This window comes from Marinovum sp. PR37 (assembly GCF_028807375.1).
GTDB lineage: Bacteria > Pseudomonadota > Alphaproteobacteria > Rhodobacterales > Rhodobacteraceae > Marinovum > Marinovum algicola.
This window is the reverse complement of record NZ_JARAML010000067.1, coordinates 1-1,610: the sequence shown is the minus strand read 5'-3', so window position 1 is coordinate 1,610 and position 1,610 is coordinate 1. Positions and strand designations below refer to the sequence as shown.

The following is a 1,610-nucleotide window of genomic DNA, read 5'->3' as shown; positions in this document are numbered from 1 at the left end:
TCGTAGCTTATGTCAGTGTCCGAATTTCGGGGGGTAGCTCAGTTTTCGAGGTTCTGGAAGAGCTATACCTAAAGAGCGATCGAATTTCAGTTTCGCTCTGCGCCAGTAGGGCTGAAAAACTGTATCGGGACAAATGCAAAGAACTGGGCATCGACAAGCCCAATGCCTGCGCAAAAAAATCCTTCATGGCGATTCTGGGGACGTTGAGGGCCGATGACGTAATCAAAGCCCGCAATGACACCGAGACATCGAAGAAGCTGCGATTACAAGGCCAGTTCTACGCTCGGGTAAATTATCCCCTCGACTTGGTAGAGATAGATACGACCCCGGCTAACGTGCACCTTAGGGACCGGAATGGCATCTGGATCGGTCGGCCCACTGTCAGCGTGGCTATTGACGCCGCGACAGGTTTTGTTCTGGGGCTGCGGCTGAGCCTCGACGCACCGAACGAAATTCTGACTGTTCAAACCCTCAAGGATGTCATGACTCCGCGAGCCGACGATTTTTTTGATCGCCATGGCATCGAAAATCGTCTGCAAGTGAATGGAGTGGGGCAAATTCTAAGTTGTGATCATGGGAGTGAGAATACCGGGAAATGGCTTCCGTGGATTATTGCGCATTCTGGTATGGAGCTGGCGAAAAACATTCCAGGCTGCCCTGAAAAGAAGCCTTTCGTTGAGCGTTTCAATTTGGAGCTGAGCCGCTTCTTTGAAACTTTGCCTGGTGCCACAACGTCGCCAACGATGCCGAACAAGACTCGGACAGAAAAGGCAATGGTGGAAGCTTGCATGACCCTCGAGGAGCTTGAGAGCCATGTCTACAAGTGGCTCTATGATGTCTACGCAAAGAAAGTGCGACGCCTGATCCATTCCCCTCTGCGCGTTCCGGAATCTCCGACGGATAGCTGGAACCGATTGATGCAGGGCATACCTCGCCTGCCGCTGGGACCCGAAGAAATTGCACAGATCTTCATGGTCGAAGAAGGCGGGCGGAAGTTACAGCACTACGGAATCGATGTTCGCGGTGTGCAATATCACTCTAAGGGACTGGGGGAACTGGTCTCTACACTGGGCCGAAAGGCGACGGTTGATGTTCGGTATGACCCAACCGACATCCGGGCCATCGCGGTGGTCCATGACGTGGAAGGAATCGAAAATCCCCTGATCGTCCCTGCGAAATCTGAAGATATTGCTCCAATCAGCTTCGATGATGTCAAGCGGATCAAATCCCTCAGCCCAGAAGCGAAGGAGCAAGATCTCGAGGCTCGCTCTAAGATGTATGATATTGCACTGGCGGCGCAAAAGCTCGCTGAGGGGCGCGGAAAGGGCAAGATTTCAAATGTTCGCAAATTGCGCCGGAAAGAGGTTCTGCGGCAGAAAGCTGCCGAAATGAAGGCGCGCGCTGCGACAACGCCGCTTCAATCGACTTCTGCGAAGAGCTCAGTGAACCAACCTACTCCCCGGCTCGCTGTTCGCCGTCGTGAACAGCGTCCGGAGATGGACATCCTGGAGTAGATTATGACCAACCACGCCGTTCCTGCCCTATCGCAGATCTTTCTGCACGAGGCCTGACCTGCCACGGGATTTTTCCTCCACCGTTGATTAGAGTCC

At 53.4% G+C, this 1,610-nt stretch carries 1 protein-coding gene; it reads left to right on the top strand.

The window, feature by feature from the left end:
- Positions 1-1,514 (top strand): Mu transposase C-terminal domain-containing protein (locus PVW49_RS23620; RefSeq protein WP_274591794.1); only part of this gene is annotated, 1,514 nt, incomplete at its 5' end.
- Positions 1,515-1,610: the final 96 nt, after the last annotated feature.